General features: G+C 67.6%; 22 protein-coding genes and 1 pseudogene. 8 read left to right on the forward strand and 15 right to left on the reverse strand.

The genetic code is table 11. From position 1 onward, the window contains the following. From G6N50_RS11610 to G6N50_RS11630, 5 genes and pseudogenes are all read left to right on the forward strand, one after another. The gene (locus tag G6N50_RS11610; RefSeq protein ID WP_083096986.1) at positions 1–885 is read left to right on the forward strand and encodes an isocitrate lyase/PEP mutase family protein; all 885 of its coding nucleotides are present in this window, start codon (positions 1–3) and stop codon (positions 883–885) included. Further along, a pseudogene (locus G6N50_RS11615) lies at positions 882–2,128 on the forward strand (3-isopropylmalate dehydratase large subunit). Before G6N50_RS11610 ends, G6N50_RS11615 begins: the two are co-directional and overlap by 4 nt. Next, positions 2,125–2,685: a LeuD/DmdB family oxidoreductase small subunit gene (locus G6N50_RS11620; RefSeq protein WP_083096984.1), complete on the forward strand. Its 561-nt coding sequence runs from the start codon at positions 2,125–2,127 to the stop codon at positions 2,683–2,685. The pseudogene G6N50_RS11615 and the gene G6N50_RS11620 overlap by 4 nt, the downstream one beginning before the upstream one ends. Then, positions 2,682–3,230, forward strand: coding sequence for a YbhB/YbcL family Raf kinase inhibitor-like protein (locus tag G6N50_RS11625; RefSeq protein ID WP_083096982.1), 549 nt, complete (start codon positions 2,682–2,684; stop codon positions 3,228–3,230). Before G6N50_RS11620 ends, G6N50_RS11625 begins: the two co-directional genes overlap by 4 nt. Positions 3,231–3,350: 120 nt before the next feature. Next, a complete protein-coding gene (locus G6N50_RS11630) occupies positions 3,351–3,758 on the forward strand; it encodes a hypothetical protein (RefSeq protein ID WP_083096980.1) in 408 nt (135 codons plus the stop codon). Between the two features lie 53 nt (positions 3,759–3,811). Here G6N50_RS11630 and G6N50_RS11635 read toward each other — a convergent pair whose 3' ends face one another. Next, complete coding sequence (locus tag G6N50_RS11635; protein WP_083096978.1) at positions 3,812–5,860, reverse strand: NAD(+) synthase; 2,049 nt, start codon at positions 5,858–5,860, stop codon at positions 3,812–3,814. Positions 5,861–5,919: 59 nt separating this feature from the next. Between G6N50_RS11635 and G6N50_RS11640 the strand changes: the two genes are divergently transcribed. Together G6N50_RS11640 and G6N50_RS11645 are read left to right on the forward strand one after the other, a co-directional pair. Further along, the gene (locus G6N50_RS11640; protein WP_083096976.1) at positions 5,920–6,459 is read left to right on the forward strand and encodes a cysteine hydrolase family protein; all 540 of its coding nucleotides are present in this window, start codon (positions 5,920–5,922) and stop codon (positions 6,457–6,459) included. Positions 6,460–6,478: 19 nt separating this feature from the next. Next, positions 6,479–7,327 carry an SIR2 family NAD-dependent protein deacylase gene (locus tag G6N50_RS11645; RefSeq protein WP_083096974.1) on the forward strand — a complete coding sequence of 283 codons (849 nt, stop codon included), beginning with the start codon at positions 6,479–6,481 and terminating at the stop codon, positions 7,325–7,327. Here G6N50_RS11645 and G6N50_RS11650 read toward each other — a convergent pair. Next, positions 7,324–8,601 carry a cytochrome P450 gene (locus tag G6N50_RS11650; protein WP_083096972.1) on the reverse strand — a complete coding sequence of 426 codons (1,278 nt, stop codon included), beginning with the start codon at positions 8,599–8,601 and terminating at the stop codon, positions 7,324–7,326. The genes G6N50_RS11645 and G6N50_RS11650 overlap by 4 nt on opposite strands. Positions 8,602–8,704: 103 nt before the next feature. On the opposite strand from G6N50_RS11650, the gene G6N50_RS11655 reads away from it, so the two are divergent. After that, complete coding sequence (locus tag G6N50_RS11655; RefSeq protein WP_083096970.1) at positions 8,705–9,355, forward strand: TetR/AcrR family transcriptional regulator; 651 nt, start codon at positions 8,705–8,707, stop codon at positions 9,353–9,355. Positions 9,356–9,516: 161 nt separating this feature from the next. On the opposite strand, the gene proB is transcribed toward G6N50_RS11655, so the two are convergent. From proB to G6N50_RS11720, 13 genes are all read right to left on the reverse strand, one after another. Further along, positions 9,517–10,620, reverse strand: a complete 1,104-nt coding sequence (gene proB / locus G6N50_RS11660) for a glutamate 5-kinase (RefSeq protein WP_083096968.1) — start codon at positions 10,618–10,620, stop codon at positions 9,517–9,519. Beyond that, positions 10,617–12,065, reverse strand: a complete 1,449-nt coding sequence (gene obgE / locus G6N50_RS11665) for a GTPase ObgE (protein WP_083096966.1) — start codon at positions 12,063–12,065, stop codon at positions 10,617–10,619. The genes proB and obgE overlap by 4 nt, the downstream gene beginning before the upstream one ends. Positions 12,066–12,125: 60 nt before the next feature. Continuing rightward, positions 12,126–12,392 (reverse strand): 50S ribosomal protein L27, encoded by a 267-nt coding sequence (gene rpmA / locus G6N50_RS11670; protein WP_067829783.1) that lies wholly within the window; start codon positions 12,390–12,392, stop codon positions 12,126–12,128. Between the two features lie 13 nt (positions 12,393–12,405). Then, positions 12,406–12,717 carry a 50S ribosomal protein L21 gene (gene rplU / locus G6N50_RS11675; RefSeq protein ID WP_007769829.1) on the reverse strand — a complete coding sequence of 104 codons (312 nt, stop codon included), beginning with the start codon at positions 12,715–12,717 and terminating at the stop codon, positions 12,406–12,408. Between the two features lie 224 nt (positions 12,718–12,941). Beyond that, entirely contained in the window at positions 12,942–15,839 is a 2,898-nt protein-coding gene (locus G6N50_RS11680; protein ID WP_083096964.1) for an Rne/Rng family ribonuclease, read from the reverse strand. 343 nt (positions 15,840–16,182) lie between these two features. Then, positions 16,183–16,593 (reverse strand): nucleoside-diphosphate kinase, encoded by a 411-nt coding sequence (gene ndk / locus G6N50_RS11685; RefSeq protein ID WP_083096962.1) that lies wholly within the window; start codon positions 16,591–16,593, stop codon positions 16,183–16,185. 77 nt (positions 16,594–16,670) lie between these two features. After that, the gene (locus tag G6N50_RS11690; protein WP_083096961.1) at positions 16,671–17,051 is read right to left on the reverse strand and encodes a DUF4233 domain-containing protein; all 381 of its coding nucleotides are present in this window, start codon (positions 17,049–17,051) and stop codon (positions 16,671–16,673) included. Then, complete coding sequence (gene folC / locus G6N50_RS11695; RefSeq protein WP_083096959.1) at positions 17,048–18,502, reverse strand: bifunctional tetrahydrofolate synthase/dihydrofolate synthase; 1,455 nt, start codon at positions 18,500–18,502, stop codon at positions 17,048–17,050. Before folC ends, G6N50_RS11690 begins: the two co-directional genes overlap by 4 nt. Next, positions 18,499–21,159 carry a valine--tRNA ligase gene (locus tag G6N50_RS11700; RefSeq protein WP_083096957.1) on the reverse strand — a complete coding sequence of 887 codons (2,661 nt, stop codon included), beginning with the start codon at positions 21,157–21,159 and terminating at the stop codon, positions 18,499–18,501. Before G6N50_RS11700 ends, folC begins: the two co-directional genes overlap by 4 nt. A 62-nt stretch (positions 21,160–21,221) precedes the next feature. After that, on the reverse strand, positions 21,222–22,478 hold the full coding sequence (locus G6N50_RS11705) for a saccharopine dehydrogenase family protein (RefSeq protein ID WP_083096955.1): 1,257 nt from the start codon (positions 22,476–22,478) through the stop codon (positions 21,222–21,224). 112 nt (positions 22,479–22,590) lie between these two features. Continuing rightward, entirely contained in the window at positions 22,591–23,103 is a 513-nt protein-coding gene (locus G6N50_RS11710) for a transglycosylase family protein (RefSeq protein WP_083096954.1), read from the reverse strand. 1,112 nt (positions 23,104–24,215) lie between these two features. Then, on the reverse strand, positions 24,216–24,818 hold the full coding sequence (gene mobA, locus G6N50_RS11715; RefSeq protein ID WP_083097037.1) for a molybdenum cofactor guanylyltransferase: 603 nt from the start codon (positions 24,816–24,818) through the stop codon (positions 24,216–24,218). A gap of 13 nt (positions 24,819–24,831) precedes the next feature. Next, positions 24,832–25,923, reverse strand: a complete 1,092-nt coding sequence (locus tag G6N50_RS11720; RefSeq protein ID WP_083096953.1) for a 2-oxoacid:ferredoxin oxidoreductase subunit beta — start codon at positions 25,921–25,923, stop codon at positions 24,832–24,834. Positions 25,924–25,975 lie beyond the last annotated feature (52 nt).

The raw sequence follows: 25,975 nt of genomic DNA on the forward strand, positions 1-25,975 counted from the left end.
ATGGCAACAACACCCGCCCGTCAGCGGTTGAAAGAATTGCTGGACAAGCGCGAACTCATCGTTGCACCAGGTGTTTTCGACGGAATATCGGCGCACCTGACCAGACGAACCGGGCAGGTCGCGGCATACATGACCGGCGCCGGCGTGGCGGCGTCGGGTTTCGGATTGCCCGACATCGGCCTGGTCACCGCGACCGAGATGGCCGAGCGGGTCGCGATGATCACCGGCGCCTTGGGCGATCTCCCGCTGATCGCCGACGCCGACACCGGCTACGGCGGACCTATGAACGTGGTGCGCACGGTTCGTTCCTACGACGCGGCCGGGGTGGCCGCCATCCAGCTGGAGGACCAGGTGCTGCCCAAGCGCTGCGGTCATCTGCCGGACAAGCAGGTCGTCGACGCGGCGGTGTTCGAACAGACGCTCGCGGCCGCACTGGACGCCCGATCCGATGACAACCTGCTGGTGGTGGCCCGCACCGACGCGCGCGGACCGCTCGGCCTGGATGCCGCGATCGAGCGCGCCAACCGGTACGCGCAGGCGGGTGCCGACATCATCTTCGTCGAGGCGCCGCAGGACGTCGGCGAAATCGAACGCATCGCACACGAAGTGGACGCTCCCCTGCCGATCAACCTGGTGCTCGGCGGCCTGACACCACCGCAGTCGGCGTCGCGCCTGCAGGAGCTTGGATACGCGATCGCCATCCACCCCAGCAATCTGCTGATGCAAACGACATTCGCCATGCTGCAAAGCCTGTGCGAGCTCAACGGCACCGACCTCGCCGCCCAGTTGCCGACCTCCCCGGGTGACTTCTTCAACCTGGTGGGTATGTCGGAATGGCGGGCGCTCGACGACAAGTACGCACACACCACCAAGGACCGCTCATGAGCATGACCATCATCGAAAAGATCTTCGCTCGTAAGGCCGGGCTGGATTCGGTGGCGCCGGGTGACACCGTCGTGGTCGACGTCGACATGACCGTCCTAATCGACCTGCAGTTCGCCACCATGTGGATACAGCCCAACCGGATCCACGACCCCGACAAGCTCGCGGTGATCATGGATCACGCCGTGCCCGCACCGACCATCAAGGACGCCGAGGGCGGCCACCACGCCCGCAAATTCGTTGCCGACTTCGGCATCGAGCGCTTCTACGACGTCGGCCGGCATGGCATCTGCCATCAGGTGATCGCGGAGAACCGGCTGGCCCGCCCGGGAGAAGTGCTGGCCTGCACCGACTCTCACACGTGTGCCGCCGGCGCATACAACACCGCGGCGCGCGGACTGGGTCCCGCCGAGATCTATTCGATCATGTGCACCGGTTCCACCTGGTTCCAGGTCGCGCCGACCCTCCGCTACGAATTCGACGGCGCCAAACCGGACGTGGTGAGCGGCAAGGACATCTTCCTGCACATCGCCAACGAGTACGGTGATGCGCCCAATTTGAACCTCGAGTTCGGCGGGCCCGGCCTGGCCGGCATCCCGATGCACGATCGGCGGACCATCGCGACCCAGGGCGCCGAGGTGTCGGCCGATTTCAGCACATTCGAGCCCGACGACGTGTTGGCATCGTTCCTCGACGAACGAGGGGTCACCGGATTCGACACCGTCACACCGGATTCCGGCGCCGACTACCACGACATCCGGCACGTCGACCTGACGGCGCTGGACCCTATGTCGCGCGTCCGGGCACCGTCAGCCGCAACGGTTCGCCGGTCTCGCAATTGGGCAAGCAGAAAATCGACCAGGCGTTCATCGGTTCCTGCGCCAACGGTCAGCTGGAGGATCTGCAGATCGCCGCACAGGTGTTGCGCGGCAAGACCGTCGCACCGGGCGTGCGGCTGCTGGTGACGCCCGCCTCGCAGGCCGTCTACCGCGAGGCGATGCGACGCGGCTACCTGCAGGACCTCGCCGACGCCGGCGCGGTCGTCACCAACTCCACCTGCGGAGCCTGTTTCGGCTACCACATGGGCGTGGTGGGGCCGGGCGAGGTGTGCATCACGGCCAGCACCCGCAACTTCACCGGGCGCATGGGCAGCCCCGAAGCCGAAATCTACATGGCCTCCCCTGCCACCGTCGCCGCGTCCGCGATCGCCGGCTACATCAGCGACCCCAGGAGTGTGACCGCATGACGCTACGTTTCAGCGGCAAAGTATGGGTGTTCGGCGACAACCTGAACACCGACGGCATGTATCCCGCGTTCGCCATGAAGATGGAACCGGCCGAAGCCGCCAAGCATGTCTTCTACGAGGTCCGGCCCGGCTGGACCGACGAGGTATCCCAGGGCGATATCGTGTTGGCCGGCAAGAACTTCGGGCTCGGCTCTTCACGACCGGTGGCGGCGTTGTTCGTCGAGCTCGGCGTCGCCGGACTGGTCGCCGAGGAATTCAACTCGCTGTTCTTCCGCAACGCCGTGAACTCCGGGCTGCCGGCAATCACCGTCCCCGGGGCCACCTCGGCGTTCAGCGACCGCGACACCGGAACGTTCGACCTCGCCGACGGCAGCTGGCGCAACGACACCACCGGCGCCTCGGGTACCGTCCCGAGGCTGCCCGACCTCATCCTCGACATCATCGAGAGCGGCGGCGTATTGCCCCGGCTTGCCCGGCAGGGCTACCTGCCCGGCGAATTGGGCGACCTGCTGCGCTCACCCGCGGTGGCGATGCGCGGCGCGGGCAGCGGCGCATGATCGAGCGACTGGGCCGGATGCTGCGCGGTGTGCGCGCGGGTGCCCACCGGAGTCCGCTCGCCGGTGCCGCATTCGAGGCGCCCACCACCATCACGGTCACCAGCACCGCGTTCGCCGACGGCGGCGCCATGCCGGCGTCCAGCGCGGGACAGGGTGTGGGTGACAACATGTCGCCGCCGTTGCGCTGGGCGGGACCGCCGCCCGGCACGCGGCAGCTGGCGCTCGTCATCGACGACGTCGACGTTCCGTTCCCCCGCCCCCTGGTGCACAGCGCCGCGCTGATCGAACCGAGTGTGGACGACGTGGCCGCGGGCGCACTGCAACCGGGTTGCCCGGGAATCCGCTTCCTGCGGGCCGATCTGGGGCACCACGGCTACGCCGGACCACGACCGATTCCCGGGCATGGGCCACACCACTACCGCTTTCACGTGTTCGCGCTCGACGCCGTCCTCCCGGACACCGTGACCAACGCCAAGGGACTGCTGGCCGCCATGCGCGGGCACGTGCTGGCGCGGGGCACGCTGACCGGGACCTACGAGCGCTGAGCGCGCGTCACCCCTATTGACCTGCGGTTGGCAGTGTTTGGCAGCGGCTGGCGTCGATCTGGCAGTGGTTTGCGGGCAGCGTCGGTGGCGATCGCAGTTCGCCATCGAGAAAGGAACATCATGTCCGCTCCCACGATTGACCGCACGGGCACCCGGGACGGCCTGCTACGCCTTGCCATGCGCGCCGACGCCGCCATCAGTGGACTGGTCGGCCTGGCCGGCATGCCGGTGGCCGGCTGGCTCGCCGAGCTCTCGGGCACCACGAAGGCATTCGAATACGGCATGGGCGCGTTCTTGATCGCCTACGGCGTGGTCGTGTTCGGGCTGGCCAGCCTGCCGTCGGTGCGGCGCGCCGGCATGGCCGTCATCATCGCGAACGTGGCATACACGGTGGCCGCAACAGTTCTCGTGCTCGCGGATGTCTTTCCGTTGACGTCGACCGGCGTGGTGTTGAACCTGGCGGCCGGCGTTTACACGCTGGTGTTCGCCGAAGTGCAATACCAGGGATGGCGCCGCGCAAAGGCCTGAGCACGAATGCCGATGGGCCCGCTCGGCGCGCCCGGGCGGGCCCTCGGCGCGCGCTAGTCCTCGGGGACTTCGCGTTCGATCTCGTCGAGCCAGATGCGCGCGGACATATCGGACGGCGCGCGCCAATCCCCCCGCGGCGACAGTGCACCCCCGTGCGATACCTTGGGCCCGTTGGGCAAGGCCGAGCGCTTGAACTGGCTGAACGAGTAGAACCGCTGCACGAAGACCTGCAGCCAGTGCCGAATTTCCTTCAGCGAGTAGGACGGCCGCTTGTCGTCGGGGAAGCCGGGCGGCCAGATACCGTGTTCGGGGTCGCTCCATGCGTGCCACGCCAGGAAGGCGATCTTCGACGGCCGGAATCCGTAGCGCAGCACGTGGAACAGTGAAAAGTCCTGCAGCGCAAAGGGACCGATCTTCGCCTCGCTGCTCTGCAGCTTTTCCTCCTCGCCGCTGGGCACCAGCTCGGGGGTGATCTCGGTGTCGAGCACCGACTGCAGCACCTCGCTGACCTCGGGCTCGAACTGTTCCGACGAGATCACCCAGCGGATCAGGTGCTGGACCAGCGTCTTGGGCACGCCGGCGTTGACGTTGTAGTGCGACATCTGGTCGCCGACACCGTATGTCGACCAGCCCAACCCGAGCTCGGACAGGTCGCCGGTGCCCAGCACGATCCCGCCCCGCTGGTTGGCCAGCCGGAACAGGTAGTCGGTGCGCAAACCGGCCTGGACGTTTTCGAAGGTGACGTCGTACACCTTCTCGCCGCGCGCGAACGGGTGATCCATCTCCTTGAGCATCAACTCCGCGGACTTGCGGATGTCGATCTCGGAGAACGTCACGCCCAGCGTGCGGCACAGCTCGGCCGCGTTGCGTTTGGTGCGGTCGCCGGTCGCGAACCCGGGCAGGGTGAACGCCAGAATGTCGCTGCGCGGCCGCTGTTCGCGATCCATCGCGCGCGCGGCAACGATCAGGGCGTGCGTCGAGTCCAACCCACCGGAAATTCCGATGACGACCTTCGGGAAATCCAGCGCACGCAGCCGCTGTTCGAGACCGGCGACCTGGATGTTGTAACCCTCGAAGCAATCCTGTTCCAGCCGTTGCGGATCGGCGGGAACGAACGGGAAGCGCTCGATGTCGCGCCGCAGTCCGACGTCGCCGCCCGGCGGGTCCAGCCGGAACTCGATGCGCCGGTACGCCTCCGTCGTCGTCCGGTGGTGGCGCCGGTTGTCGTCGAACGTGCCCATCCGGAGCCGTTCGGAGCGGAGCAATTCGATGTCGACGTCGGCGATGCTGCGTCGCTCGCCCTTGGGGAAGCGCTCGGACTGGGCCAGCATCACACCGTTCTCGAACACCATGGTCTGACCGTCCCACGCCAGGTCGGTCGTCGATTCGCCCTCTCCCGCAGCCGAATACACGTAGGCGGCCAGGCAACGCGATGAGGCCGAACGGGCCAGTAGGCAGCGTTCCTCGGCGCGGCCGATGGTGATCGGGCTGCCGGACAGGTTGGCCAGCACCGTGGCGCCCGCCAGCGCGGCTTCCGCGCTGGGCGGAATCGGTACGAACATGTCCTCGCAGATTTCCACGTGCAGCACAAAGCCCGGCAGGTCGGAGGCCTCGAAAAGCAGATCCGGGCCGAACGGCACCTCGACGTCGACGCACGCGAGGCGGATGGTGCCGCGCTCGTCGTCCCCCGGCGCGATCTGGCGGCGCTCGTAGAACTCCCGATAGGTGGGCAGATACGACTTCGGCGCCACCCCGAGCACGGCGCCGCGGTGGATGACCACAGCGGCGTTGTAGATGCGGTGTCGATGGCGCAGCGGGGCACCGACGACCAAGACCGGCAACAGCTCGGCGGAGGCCGCGACGATGTCCGCGATGGCCTTTTCGACGTCGTCGAGCAACAGGTCCTGCAGCACGATGTCTTCGATGGAATACCCGGACAGCGTCAGTTCCGGAAAGACGGCCAGTGCGACGGCGTCGTCGTGGCACTGGCTGGCCATCCGCAGAACCGACTCGGCATTCGCCGCCGGGTCGGCGATGGCGGTGTGGTGCGTGCAGGCGGCGACACGGGCAAAGCCCTGGCTGTAAGCGTTGTAAAAGTCCATCGCCCTTCCATTGTCGCCCCATGCGTGTCAACTCGTAGCCGCCGGGTATCCCCGAGGGCATGAGCGACACGGCCGTCCTAGTAGTCGACATGATGAATACGTATCAGCATCCCGACGCTGAAAATCTAATACCCAATGTCGAGAAGATCATTGACCCGTTGGCCGATTTGGTTCGGCGGGCACGCGAATCCGACGACGTCGACCTGGTGTACGTCAACGACAACTACGGCGATTTCACCGCGGAGTTCTCCGACATCGTCCATTCCGCGTGCGACGGGGACCGGCCCGATCTGGTGAAGCCGATCCTGCCGACCGACGCCTGCCGCGTGATGACCAAGGTCCGGCACAGCGCGTTTTATGCCACGGCGCTGGCGTATCTGCTCGGCCGGCTGGACACCAAGCGGTTGATCATCACCGGTCAGGTCACCGAGCAATGCATCCTCTATACGGCGCTGGACGCCTACGTTCGGCACTTCCCCGTCGTGATCCCGACCGATGCGGTCGCACACATCGACGCCGACCTGGGCGAGGCGGCGTGCAAGATGATGCAGCGGAACATGTCTGCCGAGCTCACGACCGCGGCCGACTGCCTGGGCTGAATCTCCTACGCTGGATCAGGTGACCGTCGGCTGCGCAGAATCTCCTGAACTGGTCGCGCTGCTGGCCGGTCGCCGGATCGCGGTGCTGACCGGTGCGGGCATCTCCACCGATTCGGGCATTCCCGACTACCGCGGGCCGGATTCACCGCCGAGCAATCCCATGACCATCCGCCAGTTCACCGGCGATCCGGCGTTTCGGCAGCGGTACTGGGCACGCAACCACGTCGGTTGGCGGCACATGGACGACACCCTGCCCAACGCGGGCCATCGGGCGCTGGCCGCACTCGAGGACGCGTCGGTGGTCACAGGCGTCATCACCCAGAACGTCGATCTGCTGCACTCCAAGGCCGGCAGCCGCAACGTCATCAACCTGCACGGCACCTTCGCGCAGGTGGTCTGCCTAAGCTGCGGAGCCATCATGACCCGTGCGGCATTGGCCGAACGGCTGGAGGCGCTCAACCCCGGGTTCATCGAGCGCGCCGAAGCGATCGGCGGGCTGGCGGTGGCTCCCGACGCCGACGCCGTCGTCGCGGACACCGCGTCGTTCCGGTATTTGGATTGCGACCGCTGCGGCGGCATGCTCAAGCCGGCCATCGTCTACTTCGGCGAAAGCGTCTCCAAAGGCGTTGTGGCAGAATCGTTTAGGTTGGTGGAGCAGGCCGAAGCGCTATTGGTCGCCGGCTCGTCGCTGACCGTGTTCTCCGGCTACCGGTTCGTGCGCCACGCCGCCGCGCTGGGCATCCCGATCGCCATCATCAACCGCGGCGGGACCCGCGGCGACGACCTGGCCACCGTCAAGGTCGACGGCGGGTGCTCGGAGTTGCTGACGCTGCTTGCCGACGAGTTGGCGCCCCTGTCAACGCATTAGAAGGTGCACGGCATGCTGCGGATGGCGTGCACGAAATTGCCCGCCAGGTAGGCCGGCTCACCCGCCCGGATGTCGGGCAACTGCCGAAACAGCTCCGCGAAGATGGCCCGCAGCTGCGCCCGGGCCACGTGCGCACCGAGGCAGAAGTGCAGTCCGCCACCGCCGAAGCCGACGTGCGGATTGGGATCGCGGCTCAAATTCAACCGTTCCGGGTGGTCGAACACGTCGGTGTCCCAGTTGCCCGAAGGATAGAACATCACCACCTTCTCCCCCGCCCGAATGGTCTGACCACCCAGCTCGGTATCCGTTGCGGCGGTGCGGCGGAAGGTCATGACCGGCGTCGCCCAGCGGATGAATTCCTCGACGGCCGTTCCGATCCGGTTGTCGAAATCCTCCAGCAGCCACGCTTTTTCGCCGGGGAAATCGGTGAGCGCCCTCAGGGTGTGGCTGATGGTCTGGCGGGTCGTGTCGTTGCCCGCGACGGAGAGCAGGACGAAGAACGCGGCCACCTCCGCGTCTTCCAGACGGTCGCCGTCCACCTCGGCGGTGACCAGGCTGCTGATCAGATCGTCGCCGGGGTGCTCACGACGTTCGGTGGCCAGGGCGCCGACGACTTGGTGCAGATACAGCTGGTTTTCCACCAAGACTTCCATCGCCGGGCGCCCGTTGAGGAATTCCGGGTCGGCCCAGGACACCAGGGCGTCGGTGGCGTGCGCCATGCGGTCCCGCTCGGATTCCGGAATCCCCATCATGTCCGACAGGGTGCGGATGGGCAGTTCTTTGGCGCAGTGGTCGACGAAATCCACACCGCTGCCGGCGGTCCGCAGTTCGTCGACGATGGCCTTGGCGTTGGCTTTGATTGAGTCCTCGATGCGGCGGACCTGGCGGGGGCTGAGCGCGGCGTGCGCGAGCTTGCGCAACTTGGTGTGTCGCGGCGGGTCCATCGCCAGGAACGACTGCGACGCCTCGAGCAGCTCCACCGGGATGCTCTCGAACATCACCCCCTGGCCGGACAGGAAGACCTCGCTGTTGCGGCTGACGGCGACGATGTCGGCGCGCCGGGTGACCGCCCAGAAGCCGGGGTCGGTTGGATCGGGCATCAGGGAGTCTTCGACCGGGGGATGCCAGCTCACCGGCCGCTCGGCCCGCAGCACGGCGAACGAGCGTTCCCGGTCCGCCGCGGTGGTGGACCAGAACGCCCGCGAGGACAGATCGATCTCGTCGTAGGCGCGACCGGACTTGCCGGTCTCAGACTTACCCGTCATCACGGCCATGGTGATCCTCCGTCTCGTATGACCCCGGTCACAGATTCCTCGCGACAATATGCCTAGACACTATGTCTAGTCAATATGTCGAGGGCTCGGTTATGCTCGGCGCATGCCGTCGCTGACCCGCAAGCCGCAGGGACACCGAGGTGCGGCGCGTGAGCAGCGCCGCGAACAGATGGAGCGCCGCCTGCTGGACGCCACCGAACGGCTGATGCGCGACGGCGCGAGCTTCACCGAACTCAGCGTGGACCGGCTCTCGGGCGAGGCCGGCATTTCCCGGGCCAGCTTCTACATCTACTTCGAGGACAAGGGTCATCTGCTGCGCCGGCTGGCGAGCCAGGTGTTCGGCGATCTGACCGACGGCGCGCGGAGCTGGTGGAGCGTGGCGGGGCGGCACGACCCGGACGACGTGCGGACCGCGATGGGCCGCATCATCGCCACCTACCGGCGCCATCAGGCGGTGCTGGTCGCGCTCAACGAAATGGCCGCCTACGACCCCCCGACGGCGGAAACGTATCGCGAGCTGCTGACCGGCATCTCCGAGCAGCTGACCCATGTCATCGAAGATGGCCAGGCCGACGGCTCGATCCGTCCCGAGCTGGCCGCGCTCACCACCGCCAGCGCGCTGACCTGGATGGTCGAGCGGGCCTGCCAGCAGAACCTGCCGACGAAGCCCCCCGACTACGACGCCGAGCTGGCCGCCACCCTGGCCGAAATCGTCTGGGGCGCACTGTATCTGAAGCCAACCTCAGAGCACTGACCCCGACTCATCTCGATGAGCCGACAGTCCGACCATGAGGTCAATCCCAAACGTGCTAACGCATGCGCGAGCAGGTTTGGGAATCACCTATTAGTCCCGAAGTGGCGACCACGGCTTAGTCCCCTAGCTGCGCCGGCCACGGCGCACGCCGGGATCGTCCCCTACACGGCCACCAGGTCGTCGGCGTGCACGGCGGGCCTGCGCAGCTCACCGGGCAGTTCCGAGGTTGAGCGGCCCACCATGGTGGCCAGCTCGGTGGCGTCGTAAGCGACCACGCCACGGGCCACCAGCACCGCGTCCGGGCCGCGCAATTCGACGACGTCGCCGGCGTAGAACCTTCCCGACACCGCGGTGATCCCGGCGGGCAGCAACGAGCGGCGCTGCCGCACCACGGCGCGCACCGCGCCCTCGTCCAGGGCCAGTGCGCCGGCCGCCTCGGCGGCATAACGCACCCAGAACCGCCGTGCTGACATCCGCACCGGTCGCGCGGCGAACACCGTGCCGACCGAAGCGTCGGTGAGCGCGGTAGCGGCGTCGGTTGCGGCCGCCAGCAATACCGGGACGCCCGCGTCGGCGGCGAGCAGCGCCGAGGACATCTTCGAGGTCATCCCGCCCGTGCCCAAATCGCTTCCGGGACCGGCGATTACGCCGATCAGATCCACGGAGCCCGACACCTCCGGGATGAACCGCGCGCCGTCGGACTTTCGCGGATCCGAGTCATAGAGCCCGTCGATGTCGGACAGCAAGACCAGGGCCTCGGCGCCAACCAGGTGAGCCACCAGCGCCGAAAGCCGGTCGTTGTCGCCGAACCGGATCTCGTTGGTGGCCACGGTGTCGTTCTCGTTGACGATGGCCACCGCGTGCAGTGCGCGCAGCCGGTCCAGCGTGCGCTGGGCGTTGGTGTGCTGGGCCCGCATCGAGATGTCGTGCGCGCTCAGCAGCACCTGCCCGACCGTGCGGCCATAGCGGGCGAACGCGGCACTCCACGAATTCACCAGGGCGACCTGACCGACGCTGGCCGCGGCCTGCTTTGTCGCCAAATCCCTGGGACGACGAGACAATCCGAGCGGCTCGATGCCGGCCGCAATGGCTCCCGACGACACGATGACGACGTCGGTACCCGCCTTCATCCGCGCCTCGATCGCATCGGCCAGCCCGGCCAGCCGGCCCGCGTCGAACACCCCGGCCGGGGTGGTCAGCGCGTTGGTCCCGACCTTGACCACCAGGCTGCGAGCATTGCGGATGACGTCGCGGTGGGGGCTCACGACTCCTCACCGCGTTCGCGGCGCTGGCGCCGGGCGGCCTTACGTTCCGCCGCGCCGATACGCTCGGTACGCTCCAACCGTGCGTCGGTGCCGCGGCCCGACAAGGCAGCCTGTTGCCCTGCAGGCGTTTGCGGCTCCCAATCGAAAGTCATGTCCCCGATGGTCACTTCGCAACCCGGTCGCGCACCCAGCCGCAGCAACTCCTCTTCGACACCGAGGCGCGCCAGGCGGTCGGCGAGATATCCGACGGCCTCGTCGTTGTCGAAATTGGTCTGGCGGACCCAGCGTTCGGGCCGCGCGCCGCTGACGACGAAGGCGCCCGGCTGCTGAGAATCCGGCTCGACACTGAAGCCGCTGTCGTCGACGGGAACCGGGCGAATCACCGGACGCCGCGGCACGATTTCGGGCTGGGCGGCCTGATAGTCCGAGATCATCTTCCACAGCCCGAAAATCAACGGCTGCAGACCCTCTCGCGTCACCGTTGACACCAGGAACACCGGCCAGCCACGCTCGGCGATCTCGTCACGAACGAATTCGGCGAGCTCGCGCGCCTCCGGCACGTCGATCTTGTTCAGTACCACCGCGCGGGGCCGCTCGGTGAGATCACCCAACGTCGCATCCCCTTGCAGGGTGGGCGTATACGCGGCGAGTTCGGCCTCCAACGCGTCGATATCGGAGATCGGGTCGCGGCCGGGTTCGGCAGTCGCGCAGTCGACGACATGCACCAGCACGGCGCATCGCTCGATGTGCCGGAGGAAATCCAGGCCCAGGCCGCGGCCCTGGGAGGCACCCGGGATCAGGCCGGGCACGTCGGCGACGGTGAAGGTGTGATCACCCGCCGACACCACGCCGAGGTTGGGAACCAGCGTGGTGAACGGGTAGTCGGCGATCTTGGGCTTGGCCGCCGAGATCGTGGACACCAGCGAAGATTTGCCGGCCGAGGGAAAGCCGATCAGGCCGGCGTCGGCGACAGTCTTGAGTTCCAGAGTCAGGTCGCGAGTCTGGCCCTGTTCGCCCAGCAGCGCAAAGCCGGGGGCCTTGCGTGCCCGCGATGCAAGAGCGGCGTTGCCCAGCCCACCGCGTCCACCCGCGGCGGCTTCGAAGCGGGTGCCCGCGCCGACCAGGTCGGCCAGCAACCGACCATTTTCGTCGAGGACGACGGTGCCGTCGGGCACCTTGACTTCCAGGTCGGCGCCGGCGGCGCCGTCGCGGTTATTGCCCATCCCCTGCTTGCCCGAGGGCGCGGAGACGTGCGGATGGAAATGGAAGTCGAGCAGGGTGTGCACCTGCGGATCGACGACGAAGACAATGCTGCCGCCGCGGCCGCCGTTGCCTCCGTCGGGGCCGCCGAGCGGCTTGAACTTCTCGCGATGGACCGACGCGCAGCCGTTACCCCCGGCACCGGCACGCGCATGGATGACGACGCGGTCGACGAACCGAGGCATCGTGGGTCCTCTCACCTACCACCGGGCGCCGAAATCACCGGGCTGGGCCCGGGAACACGGTCAGTCGGTGGCTTGCCCGGCGGCCACGATGTTGACGGTCTTGCGGCCGCGCTTGAGACCGAACTCGACGGCGCCGGCTTCCTTGGCGAACAACGTGTCGTCCCCGCCGCGCCCGACACCCACGCCCGGGTGGAACTTGGTGCCGCGCTGGCGAACGATGATCTCGCCCGCCTTGACGACCTGGCCGCCGAATCGCTTCACACCCAGCCGCTGCGCGGCGGAATCGCGACCGTTGCGCGAGCTGGAAGCGCCCTTCTTGTGTGCCATGTCTTCGCCTCCGCTACTTGATTCCGGTGACCTTCAGGACCGTCAGCTGCTGACGGTGCCCCTGACGCTTGTGATAGCCGGTCTTGTTCCTGAACTTGTGGATACGGATTTTGGGGCCCTTGGTGTGCTCGAGGACCTCGCCGGTCACCGCGACCTTGGCCAGCGCGGCCGCGTCGGTGGTCACCTTGGCGCCGTCCACCACCAGGGCGACCGGCAGCGACACGTTCGAGCCGGGCTCGGATTCGAGCTTCTCGACCTTGACCACGTCCCCGACGGCGACCTTGTACTGCTTGCCGCCGGTCTTCACGATTGCGTAGGTCGCCATCGTCGCTCCTGCTCCTTCTTCTAACCGCTGCTCTGCGCGTCGCGCGCGAACCAGCCGCGGTGCACGTGGTGGGTCTGGGTTGCGGGCCTGCGCCGATTCCCCGGGAGTCCCGCTGCCGCCGGCCAAAGTTTTCCTCGCCCGGCCTGACGACAACTGTCCAAGGGTACGTGACCAGCGGCTACAGGGTCAAACCGGACCCGGCCTTCGCCTGCCGGTCAGCCGGTTCAGTCCGCATGGATCGGCGGGCCGGCCGGCCTTCCCGCGGCGCGTCTGCGCCGGGGGCGTCCCGGGCCGGCCTGGTCGGCCACTGCAGAGCCCCGTCGGGCATCGGCGTCGTCGGAATCGTCGTCTTCGGTGTCCAAATCGTCGTCGTCGAGCTCGAGATCCTCGTCGTCGTCGCCGAGATCCTCTTCGTCATCGATATCCTCGTCGTCGAGGTCCTCGTCGTCATCCGCGTCATCGTCATCCGAGTCCTCGTCATCCGAGTCCTCGTCGTCGTCCTCGTCGTCATCCGAGTCCTCGTCGTCGGTGTCGTCGTAGTCCTCTTGGTCGTTGTCCTCGAAGTCCTCTTGGTCGGTGTCCCCGACGTCGCCCGCGCGCGCCGCCTTCTCCTGGTCGAACTCCTCGGCGGTGTCCTCGGTGGTCTCGTCGGATTCCTCGCCGTCGGACGGCGTCGAGGAGCCGGCGGCCATCGCCTTGAACATCGGGTGCTCACCGGGAGCGTGGGTGGGCACCTTGGCCACCACCTGCTCTTCGGGCTTGTTCTTCTTGCGCCTGCCCCGGCGGCCACCCCCACCGGATTCGGACTTGCGCCCGTTCGACGGGGCCGAATCCACCGGGTCGGCGTGCAGCAGGATCCCGCGTCCGCCGCAGTTCGGACACGACGTCGAGAAGGCCTCGATCAGGCCGGTGCCCAACCGCTTGCGGGTCAGCTGGACCAGACCCAGCGACGTCACCTCGGACACCTGGTGGCGGGTGCGGTCGCGGGCCAGCGCCTCGGTCAGTCGCCGCAGCACCAGGTCGCGGTTGGACTCCAGCACCATGTCGATGAAGTCGATGACCACGATGCCGCCGATGTCGCGCAGCCGCAGCTGGCGGACGATCTCCTCGGCCGCCTCGAGGTTGTTCTTGGTGACCGTCTGCTCGAGGTTGCCCCCGGATCCGGTGAACTTGCCGGTGTTGACGTCGACCACCGTCATGGCCTCGGTGCGGTCGATGACCAGCGTGCCGCCCGACGGCAGCCACACCTTGCGCTCCATCGCCTTGGCCAACTGCTCATCGATGCGATGCACCGCGAACACGTCCGGCCCGGCCTGCCCCTCCGGCCCGGCGGGCGGCTCGTACTTCGTCAGCTTCGAAACCAAGTCGGGGGCAACGGAATTCACGTAGTCGTTGATCGTGGTCCAGGCTTCGTCACCGGAGACGACCAGGCCGGCGAAGTCCTCGTTGAACAGGTCGCGGATGACCTTGACCAGCACATCGGGCTCTTCGTAGAGAGCCACCGCGGCGCCGGCCGCCTTCTCCTTGATCTCGATCGCCTTGGCTTCGATCTGCTTCCAGCGCTCCTGCAGGCGGGTGACGTCGCTCCGGATGTCCTCTTCTTTGACGCCCTCGGACGCGGTCCGGATGATCACCCCGGCGTCGGATGGCACCACTTCGCGCAGGATCTCCTTGAGTCGCTGGCGTTCGGTGTCGGGCAGCTTGCGGCTGATCCCGGTCGACGACGCGCCCGGCACATAGACCAGGTAGCGACCCGCCAGCGACACCTGCGTGGTGAGCCGTGCGCCCTTGTGCCCGACCGGGTCCTTGCTGACCTGGACGACGACGTAGTCGCCGGGTTTGAGCGCCTGCTCGATCTTGCGGTCCGATCCGCCGAGTCCGGCGGCCTCCCAGTTGACCTCGCCGGCGTAGAGCACGCCGTTGCGGCCGCGGCCGATGTCGACGAACGCCGCCTCCATCGAGGGCAACACGTTCTGCACGATGCCCAGGTAGACGTTGCCCACCAGGGAGGCCGACGCGGCCGACGTGACGAAGTGTTCGACGACGATGCCGTCCTCGAGCACCGCGATCTGGGTGTAGCGCGACCCCTGATGCGGCTGCTCGGTGCGGACCCGGTCGCGCACGACCATCATCCGCTCGACGGCCTCGCGGCGCGCCAGGAATTCGGCCTCGCTCAGCACCGGGGGGCGGCGCCGTCCGGCGTCGCGGCCGTCCCGGCGCCGTTGCCGCTTGGCCTCCAGCCGGGTGGAGCCGTTGATGCCCTTGATCTCGTTGTTCGGGCCGCCGGAGTCGTCTCCGCCGGCCTTGCCGTTGCGTGGCGGCCGCTCGTGCACCACCGTGTTGGGCGGGTCGTCGGGCGATGACCCCTCGTCGTTGTCGTCGCCCGATCCGGATTTGCGCCGGCGGCGCCTCCGGCGGCGACGGCTGCCGCCGTCGCCCGAGCCGTCGTCACCATTGTCGGAGTCGTCCGCGTCATCGGAGTCGTCGGAGTCTTGGCCGTCGGAGTCCTCGGAATCGGCGGAGTCCGCCTGAGCGCCCTTCTTGCCCCGCGGTTGCACCTCGTCGTCGTCGCCGTCGTCGCCCTGGCCGTCGGGTCCGCCCTGCTCACCGCGCCCGCGGCCACGACCGCGGCGGCCGCGGCGCCGACGCCGGTTCGACGGCCGGTCGGCCTGCTCGTCGTCGTCGCCGTCGGAGTCGTCGGAGTCGTCGGAGTCGTCGGAGCTGTCGTCGGTGCCGGCCTCCTCGCGGGGGTCGATCGGCTGCGGCGCGACGAACAGCGGCATGTAGTGCGGCCGCTCGGCGGCGCTGTCCGGGGTCTCGAGCATCAGCCGGGATTCGGGTTCGCCCTCCGCGGCGGCTTTCACTTCGGCGCTGTCCGCGTTCTCCGCGCCTGCCGGAGGCTGCGCGGCTGCCAGCAGGTCCCGTACCCGGACCGCGTCGTCACGGTCCACGGTGGAGTGTGCGCTGCGGATGCGCCCGTCCAGCTCGCTCAGCGCGTCCAGCACCCGCTTGCTGGTGGTTCCCAGCGTTCTGGCCAGCGAATGAACTCTCAGGCGGTCCGGCAGTTCCCCAGGCCGAGTCGATTCTTCTGATGGGTCTGCAGTCGGTGCACCGTCTACCACGTATTCTCCTCAAGCCCCCGGGCGCGTCGTTGCGACGCGGCCACGCGAGGGCTTCGCTATGGGCCCGGGTCACTTCTTCCCGGGCTTGTGATGGTCTCGCCCCGAGCGGCCCAGGTAAGAACCCACTCGGCGCCGTGCTGAATGACGGCCTGACATGCAGCGAACCAAGGCGACGGGGCTATGGTCGCGCTTGTCTAAGTCTTCATTCGGGTGTCTGACGCCGGTCCGGCGACGTTCACCCGAAACCAGTATCCCACATCACGTCGCGGGCCCAGCCACACCTGATGCAGACGGCGTCAGCAAAGCCGCTCGGAATGCCGCCGCGGGCGCTATCGCCGCAGCTCTAAGCGTTGGGGAACCAGAGCGCGAGCTCCCGCTTCGCGGACTCGATCGAGTCGGACCCGTGCACCAGGTTGAACTGCGTCTCAAGGCCGAAATCGCCGCGGATCGTGCCGGGGATCGCCTTCTCCACCGGGTCGGTACCACCCGCGAGCTGCCGAAACGCTGCGATCGCCCGGGGCCCCTCCACGATGGCCGCCACCACCGGTCCCGAGGTGATGAACTCCAGCAGAGACTCGAAGAAGGGCTTGCCCTCGTGTTCCGCGTAGTGCTGGGCGGCGAGGTCGCGGCTGACGGACCGGAGCTCCAGCGCGGTGACGGCGAGGCCTTTGCGCTCGATGCGGCCGATGATCTCCCCCACCAGCTGCCGCTGGACGCCATCGGGCTTGATCACTACCAATGTCCGTTCGGTCACGGCGGACAGAGTACATAATCCCGCGCCCCGGGGTCGGGCGACGGCGGCCGGGCCCGCGACACCCGCCCTATCGCGTCCTATCCCTGCCTGCGCCGGACCTCGGCCCGGAAGTAGGCGATCAGGCCCCACAGCCCGGTGAACAGCAAGCCGATGAACCCGACCCCGGGGTAGACCACGAAGCCGGCGAGCAGGATCACCTGCACGCCCAGGTTGGCCCAGATCGCCCAGGGTTTGCGCTGCACCCCGGCCATCAGGATCAGCAGGACGGCCAGCCCGATCAGGTAGACCAGCGACGCGGTCGTCAGGCCGCCGCCGACCGCGCCCACCACCGGGATGGCCAGCAGCACCACGATCGCTTCCAGGAACAGCGTCAGGGCCATCACGGCGCCGAAGCTTCGCCACGGGTCAGCCGGTGACGCCGGGACCTGCTCCTCGGGGTTGTCGGGAACGTCACTCATTGCGGGTCACGCCCAAACAGCGTTCGCGCCGCCCCGGCGGTGACCACCGAGCCGGTGATGACGATCCCGGTCCCGGAGAACGCTTCGGCCGGCCCGTCGGCCGCGGCGTCATCCACCAAAGCGGTCGCGACGTCGATGGCGTCGCGAAGGTTTTCGGCGGTGCTCACCCGGTCGGGTCCGAACCGCTCGCGCGCCGCCAGGGCCAGCGATTCGACGTCGAGCGCGCGCGGGGATCCGTTGTGGGTCACCACGACGGCGTCGAACACCGGCTGCAACGCGGCGAGGATCCCGTCGACGTCCTTGTCGGCGAGCACGCCGAGCACCCCGACGAGGTAGCGGAAGTCGAATTCGCCGGCCAGGGCCTGCGCGAGCGCGGCCGCGCCGGCGGGATTGTGGGCGGCGTCGATGAACACCGTCGGCGCGCTGCGCATCCGCTCCAGCCGGCCCGGGCTGGCGACGGCGGCGAAACCGGCACGAACCGCCTCGACGTCGAGCTGCCGCTGCGCACCGGCGCCGAAGAATGCCTCAACCGCCGCGAGGGCCAAAACGGCGTTGTGCGCCTGGTGTTCGCCGTGCAGCGGCAGGTAGACATCGGAATACACCCCGCCCAGGCCCTGCAGCTGCAGCACCTGCCCGCCGATGGCGACCTGGCGGTCCAGCACGGCGAACTCCGAATCCTCGCGGGCCACCGCGGCATCGGCCTGCACGGTTTGCGCCAACAGCACTTCCATCGCCTCGGGGGCCTGACGCCCTATGACCGCGACGGTATCGGGTGCGCCGTCGGGAGCCCTGGTGATGATCCCGGCCTTCTCCCCCGCGATGCCGGCGAGATCGTCGCCCAGGTATTCGACGTGGTCGATGGAGATCGGGGTGATGACCGCTACCGGGGCGTTGATCACGTTGGTGGCATCCCAGCGTCCGCCCATTCCCACCTCGACCACGGCGACGTCGACGGGGGCGTCGGCGAACGCGGCGAACGCCATCGCGGTCAGCACCTCGAACTTGCTCATCGCGGGTCCGCCGTCGGCTTGCGACTGCGCGTCGACCATCTGGACGAACGGCTCGATCTCGCGGTAGGTCGCCACGTACTGGGCCGGGCTGATCGGCTTGGAGTCGATCGAAATGCGTTCCACCGCCGATTGCAGGTGCGGGCTGGTGGTGCGCCCGGTGCGCCGATGCAGCGCGGTGATGAGCGCGTCGATCATCCTCGCCACCGAGGTCTTGCCGTTGGTGCCGGCGATGTGGATCGACGGGTAGGCCAGTTGCGGTGAGCCCAGCAAGTCCATCAACGCGCTGATCCGGGTCAGGCTCGGCTCGATCTTGGTCTCCGGCCAGCGCTGGTCCAGCAGGTGCTCGACCTGCAGCAACGACGCGATTTCGTCCGGGGTGGGGGCCGCGTCGGGAACCGCGTCGGGAAGCTCGTCCTGCGGCCACTCGGGCGGATCGGTCACTTCAGTCCGGCCAGCCGCGCGTTGATCCGCTCGGTCTCCTCCTGGGCCAGGCGCTGACGGTCGCGGATCTTCTCGACGACGTTTTGCGGGGCCTTGCCCAAGAAGGCTTCGTTGGCCAACTTGGCGGTGGTCGACGCCAGCTCCTTGTGCGCCGCGGCCAAATCCTTTTCCAGCCGGCGACGTTCGGCGTCGACGTCGATGGTGCCCGAGGTGTCGAGCTCGACCACGACGGTGCCGCCACTCAGCCGCACTTCCACCGACGCCGAAGGGCTGAACTCCGGGCCCGGGGCGGTGAGCCACGCCAGCGACGTCACCGCGCTCACCTGGGCGCCCAGATCGGATTCGTCGACACCGGCCATCCGGGCCGGCACCTTCTGCCGATCCGCCAGTCCTTGATCGCTGCGAAACCGCCTGACCTCGGTCACCAACTTCTGCATGTCGGTGATCCGCTGCGCGGCAACATGATCCAGGACGATCCCGGACGACTGCGGCCACTCGGCGATCACCAGCGACTCATGGTGGGCCTCTCCGTCGGTCAGGGCCTGCCAGAGGGCCTCGGTGATGAACGGGATCACCGGGTGCAACAACCGCAACAGGGTGTCCAGCACCGCCGCCAGCACGGCGGTGGTGTGCGTAATCCCTTCGGCCAGTTGAGTCTTGGCCAATTCGACATACCAGTCGCAGAATTCGTCCCACGCGAAGTGATAGAGCGCCTCGCAGGCGCGACTGAACTCGTAGTTGTCGAATGCCGAATCGACTTCCGCCCGAACCTCTTCCAGTCGTCCGAGGATCCATCGGTCGGCATCGGTGAGCTCGGCCGGCGCGGGCAGCGGGGCCAGCTTGGCGCCATTGAGCAGCGCGTAGCGGGTGGCATTGAACAGCTTGGTACAGAAGTTGCGCGAGGCCCGCACATGGTCTTCGCCGATCGCCAGGTCACCGCCGGGACTGGCGCCGCGGGCCAGCGTGAACCGCAGGGCATCGGCCCCAAAGATTTCCACCCAGTCCAGCGGGTCGATGACGTTGCCCTTGGACTTGCTCATCTTGCGGCCCGACTCGTCGCGGATCAGCCCGTGCAGGAAGACGTCGGTGAACGGCACCTGCGGGCCGCGGCGGCCGTCCAGGGTGATGGCATCGTCGTCGCCGACGAAGGTGCCGAACATCATCATTCTGGCCACCCAGAAAAAAAGGATGTCGTAGCCGGTAACCAGAACGCTTGTGGGATAGAACTTTTCGAGCTCCGGGGTCTTCTCCGGCCAGCCCAGCGTGGAGAACGGCCACAGCCCGGACGAGAACCAGGTGTCCAGCACGTCGGGATCCTGCTCCCAGCCTTCTGGCGGCGTTTCGTCGGGACCCACGCAGCGCTGTTCACCGTCGGGGCCGTACCAGACCGGGATGCGGTGGCCCCACCACAGCTGACGCGAGATGCACCAGTCGCGCATGTCGTCGACCCAGGCAAACCAGCGCGGTTCCATGCTGGCCGGGTGAATCACGGTGTCCCCGTTGCGCACCGCGTCGCCGGCGGCCTTGGCCAGCGATTCCACCCGGACCCACCACTGCAGCGACAGCCGCGGTTCGATGACCTCCCCGCTGCGCTCAGAGTGCCCAACGCTGTGCAGGTACGGCCGCTTCTCCTCGACGATCCGGCCCTCCGCCGCCAGCGCCTCCCGCACCGCAACGCGGGCCTGAAAGCGGTCCATGCCGTCGAATTGGGTTCCGGTGTCGGCGATTCGGCCCTTGGTGTCCATGATCGAGATCATCGGCAGCTGATGCCGCAAACCGATCTCGAAGTCGTTGGGGTCGTGCGCGGGCGTGACTTTGACTGCGCCGGTTCCGAATTCGGGATCCACGTGCTCGTCTGCGACGATGAGAAGCTGCCGGTCCACAAAAGGATGCGGCAAGCTGGAACCGACCAGGTGGCGGTAGCGCTCGTCGCCAGGATGCACCGCGATCGCGGTGTCGCCGAGCATCGTCTCCATCCGGGTGGTGGCCACGACGATGTGTGGTTGCGAATCGTCCATCGAGCCGTACCGGAACGACACTAGCTCGCCGTCGACGTCCTCGTATACGACCTCGATGTCGGAGATCGCCGTCTCGAGCACCGGCGACCAGTTGACCAGCCGCTCGGCCTGATAGATCAACCCGGCGTCATAGAGCCGCTTGAAAATGGTGCGGACCGCACGGGACAGGCCCTCGTCCATGGTGAACCGGTCGCGGCTCCAGTCCACCCCGTCGCCGAGCCGGCGCATCTGGTCGCCGATGGCGCCGCGGGACTCCCACTTCCACTCCCAGACCTTCTCGACAAACAGCTCCCGGCCGAGGTCCTCTTTGGTCTTGCCGTCGACCGCAAGCTGCTTTTCCACCACGCTCTGCGTCGCGATGCCCGCGTGGTCCATGCCCGGCTGCCACAACACCTCACATCCCTGCATCCGCTTGCGGCGGGTCAGGGCGTCCATCATGGTGTGTTCGAGCGCGTGGCCCATGTGCAGGCTGCCGGTCACGTTCGGCGGTGGCAGCACAATCGAATACCCGGGCTTGGCGCTGTTCGGGTCTGCCGTGAAGTATCCCGCGTCCACCCACTTCTGGTAGATGGCGCTTTCTACCGCACCGGGATCCCATGACTTGGGGAGGTCGGTGGCGGGGCTGCGGCTGGCGGTCACCCGTCAATTCTAGGGAGCGGTATTTGCCCTCGTGTAAGCGCCCAAATGCGTGAGCCGGGTCACTAACCCAGCCGCTCGACCTCCAATGTCACGCCCGCCGCGGGGAATCGCTCCAGTAGTGCGTCGCCCATCGCGGCTGCGGGGGTGAGAACGCCGTGCAGATCGGGAAGTTTGTCGCGGTCCAATGCCAGCGCGAGGCCGCACTCCCCCAACAACACCGACGTCGCCTTGTAGCCCGGGTCACCGCGCTGCTCCATGCGTGCCACGTAGCGGGCGCCGGTGGTTGTGGTGGTGAAGGTCTCGATCCGGTAGTAGCCGCGTTCCCGGGCGGCCTCGCTCGGGCCGGTTCCGGGCTTGGGCACGATGCGCTCCACCAGTTTGCGTGGCAGCAGCCGGAAGTACCGGCTGCCCAATCCGAACGTCGCGGCGCCGACGCCGCCCACCACGGCGGATGCCACCGGAGCCAGCGGCGACGAGCCCAGGCTCATGCTCTCGCTGTAGCGCAGCTGGCGGCCGTAGGCCCAGTCGAGCAATGCGTTGCTGCGCCGCACGATTCGGGTGTTGTAGGGCGCCATCAGGAAGCCTGCCGTCCACAACCCGCTCAGTTCCGGTGCAATCCGACGACCGCGCCGCCAGGGCAGATCCGGCTGGGGACCGATTTCGGGTTCGGCGCTGCGGTCGGTGGTCAGGGTGTACGGGTCGGCGAGTTGGCGGCGGGCGTCGGGATCGCGGGAGGCGGTGTCCAGCACCTCCAACATCGACGCGACGGTCCCGCCGGACACGCCGCCCGAGAAGGAGCGAACCACCAGGTCGGTGTCGAGAAGCTCTCCGGCGCCGCCATCTCGCGCCGCCCGGTAGAGCGCATACACGCTGAGGTCCGAAGGGACGGAATCGAATCCGCACGCATGTACGATGCGAGCGCCGGTATCCGCGGCCTGCTTGTGGTACTGGTCGATGCTGTCGCGGACGAACATCGCCTCGCCGGTCAGGTCGGCGTAGTCGGTGCCCGCGGCGGCGCAGGCGGTCACCAGCGGCAACCCGTAGCGAGTGTAGGGCCCGACCGTGGTGATGACGACCTGGGCGCGGGCCGCCATCTCGTTGAGTGTCGAGGGCGAGGCGGCGTCGGCGTTGAGAATGGGCCAAGACTGCGCGGTTTCGCCCAGCGTGTCGCGGACGGCGCGCAACCGGTCGGTCGATCTGCCGGCCAGTGCGATCCTCTTGTCCGGTCCCGAGCCGGCCAGGTATTCGGCGGTGAGCTTCCCGACGAACCCGGTCGCCCCATACAGCACAATGTCGAATTCGCGCGGCGTTGCGGTCACGGGCCCGACGCTACCCGACGCTCGGGCCACCTGGAGCTAAGAAGTGCCGGGCACAATGGCCCGGCACCTCTTATATATGTGTGACAGCGAAGCCGTCGATTGCGGCTGCGGCTCAGCCGCGGTGTCCGCAGACCGGCCAGGCGCCGATGCCCTGCGAGTGCAGCACGTTCTCGGCGACCCGGATCTGCTCCTCGCGGCTTGCGCCGGCCGGGGAGCCCGACCCGCCGTTGGCGTGCCAGGTGCTCGGGGTGAACTGCAGGCCACCGGAGAACCCGTTACCGGTGCTGATCCCCCAGTTGCCACCCGACTCGCACTGCGCGATGGCATCCCAGTTCACGCTGTACGCCCGGTGAGCAGGAGGCGGCGGGACGTCCGGGCCAGGCGGCGGAGCGTCGGGAGCCGGCGGCGGCGGAGCGTCCGGAGCCGGCGGCGGCGGAGCGTCCGGAGCCGGCGGCGGCGGAGCGTCCGGGGCCGGCGGCGGCGGAGCGTCCGGGGCGGGGCCGGCCGCCGGCGCGTTCGGGTCGAAGCCCGCCGGTGCCGGGTCCGCGTGAGCGGCGGCCGATGGGATGGTCACGAGCGTGCCCGTGACCGCGGCAAGGATGAGCGTCTTTCGGACGTTCTGCAAGTTACTTCCTTTCGCGGTGCGCGCGCCAAAGCAAGCCCACGGATGTGGGCTGAAGCTGTTTGTTTGGTGCCTGCTTTGAAACGTGCCGTCTGGGTCAGGCACGGCAGCGGCGGGCCAAGTCTGCCCGGCGGGGGTTACCCACCGACCACGGTCGGGCTTTCGCCGTCCGTAGCGCCGCTCACACGCGGGTCCGTGGATTCAATTATTCGATCTACTCTTCCGTAACCCGTTGTGGGCTAACAGGGACCGTAGAAGACCCCGGCGCGTTCGTCATCTTCGGAAATCGGATATCTCCGTTCGGTAACGAGCCCATCACGCCGCGGTTGCGCTTCCATTTACGCAGGTCATAGTGGCCTTTCCGGAATCGACGCGTGGACGAGGTCGGCAAACAAATGGTGACCCGAATCACCTGCGTTTTGTGAGCTGGCACACGTTTATTTGCAAGCTGTCTCCGATTTGCCAGCGCTTCAACGGATCCGAACTCGCCGCCGCCAGCACGGCGCAGAGTACCGCAACTTGTGGCCGTTTCAAGGCTTCGCCCGTCAAGCGCTAGACGAAAAGCCGAGTGGTATCGACTTGTACTATGCACCAACATAATTGAATAGCCGGTGACCACGTCGGGCCGACGTGTTCCGCACGCAACGGCGCCCGCCCTACGTATTACCCTGCCGCACAACACTTCTTCACCAAATAAACACAGCGGCAACCTCTTTCGGCTACACCTGGCGAAGCCCAGGCCACCATGAGCACCGGCTGATACGGCTAATCGAGTGACTTCCGCCAACAGCGGCGCGTGCGATTTCGCGCTGGACGAATTTGCCGGAATGACATCCTTCTCTTTAGCGACGACGCACGCGTGGCTCCTCGACACCCCCGTAAGATGAGCTTCGAGCATGCTTAAACCGCTACTGTCGCAACAGATCACGACGACCAGGCAATCGACGGCCTTGAACTCAACGCAGATCGACGCCGCCTCACCACAACGGAATTACAGGATCACTATTCCGGAATATGGGATTACTCAAAGCCGCTGTCATAGCGGGTCGAATTACTGCCGCGTCAAATACGCCGAAAACAGGGCCCGCCGGTCCGACCGGGCCGACGCTCGGCCGTCAGCTCCGGGACTGTGCCAGAGCCAGCAGGTCGCTCTCCGTGTTGACGTTGGCCAGGAAGCGCGATTCCGGCAACACGATCTGCTGGGCGTCGGAGGCATCGATCAAGGCGCGCATCGAGCGGGCGCCGCCGGCGACCAGGCCGTCGATCCGCTCAGCCAGATCGGTGCGGTACACCGCGGCCAGATAGTGGCTGTGACCGTCCCATGGCAGGACGATTTCGGCGTTGGTCTCGGTGGCCAGCTGCATCAGGTCATCGATCAGTTCCGCAGACAGCAGCGGCATGTCGACGGCGCAGACGAAGGCATGCCGGGCGCCCGCCTCCGCGGCCGCCCGCAGCCCGCGTCCCGTCGCCGGCAGCGGCCCCTGGCCGCGCACCTCGTCACGGATGACCTGCGCCTGCACCGCGGGCAGCGGCTGGCCCGGTGCTGCCATCACGAAAACCGGCTCGCAGCGCTGCGCGATGACCCCGACGACGTATTCGAGAAGCGTGGCGGCCCCGCCGGGGCCCGGCAAGGTGGCCTTGTCCCGGCCCATGCGCCGCGATTCACCGCCGGCCAGCACTATCCCCGCGAGCGACCCGGCCTGTTTTTTGTCGGGCATGTTCTCGCCCACGTCAGTCGACGGTCCAGGTGTCGCGCCCGCGCAACAACGACTGCAGCGCGGCGGAGTCGAACGGCTTCGCCGACTGGGCCGCCTGGACCTGCGAGCGTGCCGCGTCGTCGTAGGTGGGCCGGCTGATGTCGCGGAAGATGCCCAGCACGGTGTGCTCGAGGTTCTGGTCCGACAGCCGGGACAGGGCGAAGGCGTAGGCCGAGTTATCGCTGTGCGCGTCGTGCACGACGATCTCGTCGACCGAGACGTCGGCGGTCTTGGCCACCTCCAGCCCGAAGCCGGATTTCACCACGCAGTATTCGCCGTTGGCGCCGAACACAATCGGCTCGCCGTGGCGGACGTTGATGACCCGCTCCTCGGCGCCTTCCTTGCGCAGCGCGTCGAACGAGCCGTCGTTGAAGATCGGGCAGTCCTGCAGGATCTCGACCACGGCGGCGCCCCGGTGCCCGGCGGCGGCGCGCAGCACCTCGGTCAGTCCGTTGCGGTCGGAGTCCAGCGCGCGCCCGACGAAGGTCGCCTCGGCACCCAGCGCCAACGACACCGGGTTGAACGGGTGGTCCAGCGAGCCCATCGGGGTCGACTTGGTGACCTTGCCGACCTCGGATGTCGGGGAGTACTGCCCTTTGGTCAGCCCGTAGATCCGGTTGTTGAACAGGAGAATGGTGATGTTGACGTTGCGGCGCAGCGCGTGGATCAGGTGGTTACCCCCGATCGACAACGCGTCGCCGTCACCGGTGACCACCCATACCGAGAGGTCCTCGCGGGCCAACGCCAGACCGGTGGCGATGGCGGGCGCGCGGCCGTGGATCGAGTGGAAACCATAGGTCTCGAGGTAGTACGGGAACCGGCTCGAGCAGCCGATGCCGCTGATGAACACGATGTTCTCGCGGCGCAGCCCGAGGTCGGGCAGGAAGTTGCGGATGGTGTTGAGAATGACGTAGTCCCCGCAGCCCGGGCACCAGCGCACCTCTTGGTCACTGGTGAAGTCCTTGGACTTCTGTGGCTGGTCCGTGGTGGGGACCCCGTCGTTTTTGGTCAACTTCGCGGTCACACCGAGGTCTTTGCCCGCCAAATTGCCGATCACGTCAGTCACGAGCGCCGCTCCTTCTCATCGCTTCGCTCTGCATCGTCGCCGGCCGGAATCA

It is taken from the genome of Mycobacterium mantenii (genome assembly GCF_010731775.1).
Taxonomy (GTDB): Bacteria; Actinomycetota; Actinomycetes; order Mycobacteriales; family Mycobacteriaceae; genus Mycobacterium; species Mycobacterium mantenii.

What these genes read in the sequence shown, in the direction of transcription:
- rplU (WP_007769829.1), bottom strand. Translation starts at nt 12,717, where the DNA reads ATGGCGACCTACGCAATCGTGAAGACCGGCGGCAAGCAGTACAAGGTC.
- G6N50_RS11640 (WP_083096976.1), top strand. Translation starts at nt 5,920, where the DNA reads ATGAGCGACACGGCCGTCCTAGTAGTCGACATGATGAATACGTATCAG.
- G6N50_RS11610 (WP_083096986.1), top strand. Translation starts at nt 1, where the DNA reads ATGGCAACAACACCCGCCCGTCAGCGGTTGAAAGAATTGCTGGACAAG.
- G6N50_RS11620 (WP_083096984.1), top strand. Translation starts at nt 2,125, where the DNA reads ATGACGCTACGTTTCAGCGGCAAAGTATGGGTGTTCGGCGACAACCTG.
- G6N50_RS11690 (WP_083096961.1), bottom strand. Translation starts at nt 17,051, where the DNA reads ATGAGTGACGTTCCCGACAACCCCGAGGAGCAGGTCCCGGCGTCACCG.
- G6N50_RS11635 (WP_083096978.1), bottom strand. Translation starts at nt 5,860, where the DNA reads ATGGACTTTTACAACGCTTACAGCCAGGGCTTTGCCCGTGTCGCCGCC.
- obgE (WP_083096966.1), bottom strand. Translation starts at nt 12,065, where the DNA reads ATGCCTCGGTTCGTCGACCGCGTCGTCATCCATGCGCGTGCCGGTGCC.
- G6N50_RS11655 (WP_083096970.1), top strand. Translation starts at nt 8,705, where the DNA reads ATGCCGTCGCTGACCCGCAAGCCGCAGGGACACCGAGGTGCGGCGCGT.
- G6N50_RS11650 (WP_083096972.1), bottom strand. Translation starts at nt 8,601, where the DNA reads ATGGCCGTGATGACGGGTAAGTCTGAGACCGGCAAGTCCGGTCGCGCC.
- G6N50_RS11625 (WP_083096982.1), top strand. Translation starts at nt 2,682, where the DNA reads ATGATCGAGCGACTGGGCCGGATGCTGCGCGGTGTGCGCGCGGGTGCC.
- G6N50_RS11630 (WP_083096980.1), top strand. Translation starts at nt 3,351, where the DNA reads ATGTCCGCTCCCACGATTGACCGCACGGGCACCCGGGACGGCCTGCTA.
- rpmA (WP_067829783.1), bottom strand. Translation starts at nt 12,392, where the DNA reads ATGGCACACAAGAAGGGCGCTTCCAGCTCGCGCAACGGTCGCGATTCC.
- mobA (WP_083097037.1), bottom strand. Translation starts at nt 24,818, where the DNA reads ATGCCCGACAAAAAACAGGCCGGGTCGCTCGCGGGGATAGTGCTGGCC.